Genomic DNA, 3058 nt, shown 5'->3' with positions numbered 1-3058 from the left:
TTCGTCGGCGGCACCAAGGATGACGCCACCGGCCTCACCAACCTCGGCGCCCGCGAATACCAACCCACCACCGGGCGCTTCCTCAGCCCCGACCCCATCATCGACCTCGCGTCCCCGCAGCAGTGGAACGCCTACGCCTACAGCAACAACGACCCAACCAACCTCAGCGACGCCAGTGGGTTGCGCCCTGACGGCGAGGTCGGCGGCTTCGGCCGAACGGTCTCCCATGGGCTCACCGAGACCTGGAGCCCCGACGGAAACGGGGGCTGGGACTGGCACGAGGACGTCGTCTACGGCGACATGGGACAGGACCACCCGTTCGTAGTCCACAACACGATCAACTTCAACGTTAGCAACGGCAGGCGTAAGCCCGCTTCCTCCTGGTCGGCCGAGGCCGTCAAGCCTGGTGGCAACGCCACCTGGGCGGCCGTCACCCACTTCGTGGGAGAGGTCACCGGGGTGAACGATGCCGTCAATTGCGCCAACGGCTCATTGCAGGGCTGCCTTGCCACCGGACTCAACCTCATTGGATACAACAAGGCCCGGCTAGCCGCGCGAGCAGCAGAGGCTCTGGCAAAGGAGGCCTTCCCAGAAACCGAACACCCGAGCATTTCACGTGGGTGCAAGGACGGTAACAGCTTTGCACCCAACACACCCGTCCTCCTCTCTGACGGCACCGCCAAAACCATCAGTGACCTACAGCCTGGCGACAAGGTCATCGCGACAGACCCGGAAACCGGCACGACGAACGTCGAACCAGTCACCAACACCATCGTTGGGTCAAACGACCGCGATTTCACCGACCTGACAATCAGCGCCCCCTCCGATCCGTCTAAGAGCTCTACAATCACCTCCACCCAGAAGCACCCCTACTGGGATGAAACTACCCGTCACTGGACGAACGCCAACGAGCTCAAGGCCGGTGACTATCTACGGTCTGCAGACGGCGAGACCGCAACCGTCCTCCAGGTCCACAACTACCGAACCAACCCGCAGTCCGCCCACAACCTCACTATCGCAGACGTTCACACGTACTATGTACTCGCTGGTACTACGCCGGTGCTTGTGCATAACACTGGGCCGGGCTGCGGTCAGGTTGTGTACGGAGCCTCAAAGGGCGTCGGTCAGGATCTAAAGCGTTCGGCCACAGTTGGTAATGACCAGTGGCAATTTAATACTGGCCATGGATTTGATCGCGCGCATACTGGACCGGGCGGCGTGACGAATGATCTTAGGACCACTGGACTTACGCCCGACGAAATTGAGCAAGGCATCGTCTCGGATGCCTATAGTCACATGGCAAATGGAGGCGCCGTGCCGCGCGTAGGATCGCCAGGGTTTTCCGGACCACTGGAGAGGCAGGTCCGGGTGGGCGGATTCAACATCGGCTATCGCGTTTCTCAGACGCCTGATAACGTGTATCGCGTGGCAACCTACTGGCTCAATCCGTAAGAAGTGAGGTAAGGGCTGTGTCTGAGCTGGACCAGTCGACCAGGGATATGATCACCTCGGTTTATGAGGATGGCGCCCCGAAAATCCCGGACGCTGTCCGAGATTTCATCGAAAAAATAACGTTCGCAGGCCCTGAGGAGATCTTGTCGGTGTTGCGGGACGTGTTGGCGGATGACTGGATGGCTCTCCCGGTCTGGGCTCGCAATCTGGCATATCGTCTCGCCTGCTTGCAGTGTCCCGATGATCCGGCCCTTCTGCGCGAGGCTGCAGCTGACCTTCTCTGCTTTGGCCCTGATTGGGACGAGGCCGCAGAAGCCTTGAAGGCGCGCGCCGCACAATTGGAGTCATGAGCGCTGCTGCGATGGCGTGAGTCATCGTAAATTAGCCCGACGCAAGGGCGGCTCTGGGTATAACTAAATGAAACTCAGCGGCCCCACCGGATGGTTTCCGGTGGGGCCGCTTGGGCGTCTGACGGCAACGGTTGACGGCAACGTCATCGGACGGGTGCTGCACAAATCGGCGGATCGCCACTGTCGTCGGGTTCGGCACTGTCGTTTGCTGGGGCGCGAAGAGCATTGCTGAGCGTGTCGATGGCTTGGCGCTGGAGGCGGAGGCGGACGTGGGCGTACACCGTGGCGGTGACGCCGATGTGGGCGTGGCCGAGGAGTTCCTTGATGACGACGAGTTCGACGCCCTGTTCCAGGAGGCGGGTCGCCGCCGAGTGTCGGAGGTCGTGAAACCGGATGCGGCGGAGCCTGGCCCGGCGGAGCAGAGCGTTGAAGTGGCTGGTGAGGGTGGCGGTTCGATGGGGTGGCCGCCGGGGCGGGTAAAGACGTGGCCGCTGTCTACCCAGCCCGCGCGGCCTTCTCCCTCTCGTGGGCCTGTTGCTTGCGGTGGGCGCGGAGTGAAAGAGGACAGGGGGCGGGTAGGGCCATGCGGTGTTCGGCGCTGACGGTCTTGCTCGGGAGGGTGGTCACGCCGCCGGTGCGTATGCGCTGGAGGGTGCGGCGGATGCTGGCCGTGCCGCTGCCGTGGTCGAGGTCTTCCCAGCGCAGGCCAAGGAGTTCACCCTTGCGCAGTCCGGTGCGGAGGGCGAGTTCGAACAGCTCGTGAAGGCGGTGGCCCTGGGCGGCAGTGAGGAGGGTGCGGGCCTCGTCGGCGGTGAGGGGTTCGAAGCGGCGTGGGCTGCTGCCTTCGGGCATCAAACCGGGCAGGCCGTAGGTGTGGACACGGCGGCAGTCGATAGACGGCATCCGGTGGCGGACCCGGACTGGCGCCTTCTGGCGTGACGTGCCCGAGCTTACAAGCAGCGGCACGCGGTTGAGCGCGGGATCAATCGGCTCAAGCGCCACCGTGCCGTCGCCACGAGGTACGAGAAACTTGTTGTTCGCTACGAAGCGACAATGCTGGTCGCAGCCCTGAACGAATGGCTGTGACCAGCGCTTTCACAACAGGCCCTAGCCGGACCGAGCCGAAGGGGCCCCGCACGAGTCGTCTCGTGCGGGGGGCCCTGCCCCAAACGCCACCGGGGGGCCCGGGGGGTCGCGGGGGGACACCCTCCCCCGTGGTAAAGGGGGGGGCGGGGCGTGTGGGGAGCGCAGCAAGG

2 protein-coding genes and 1 pseudogene are annotated in these 3058 nt (G+C 63.8%); 2 read left to right on the top strand and 1 reads right to left on the bottom strand.

Annotation, left to right across the window (positions count from 1 at the left end; genetic code table 11):
- Both ABT247_RS32865 and ABT247_RS32860 read left to right on the top strand, forming a co-directional pair.
- Window positions 1–1452, top strand: a 1452-nt coding sequence (locus tag ABT247_RS32865; RefSeq protein ID WP_350750169.1) for a polymorphic toxin-type HINT domain-containing protein, incomplete at its 5' end; no start/stop codon positions are given.
- Window positions 1453–1469: 17 nt separating this feature from the next.
- Complete coding sequence (locus ABT247_RS32860) at window positions 1470–1802, top strand: hypothetical protein (RefSeq protein WP_350750167.1); 333 nt, start codon at window positions 1470–1472, stop codon at window positions 1800–1802.
- Window positions 1803–1945: 143 nt separating this feature from the next.
- On the opposite strand, the pseudogene ABT247_RS32855 reads toward ABT247_RS32860, so the two are convergent.
- Window positions 1946–2636 (bottom strand): annotated as a pseudogene (locus ABT247_RS32855) (tyrosine-type recombinase/integrase); the annotation flags it as partial.
- Window positions 2637–3058 lie beyond the last annotated feature (422 nt).

This window comes from Kitasatospora sp. NPDC001539 (assembly GCF_040298565.1).
Lineage (GTDB): Bacteria > Actinomycetota > Actinomycetes > Streptomycetales > Streptomycetaceae > Kitasatospora.
The sequence above is the reverse complement of the archived record's forward strand: the minus strand, read 5'-3'. Positions and strand labels throughout refer to the sequence as shown.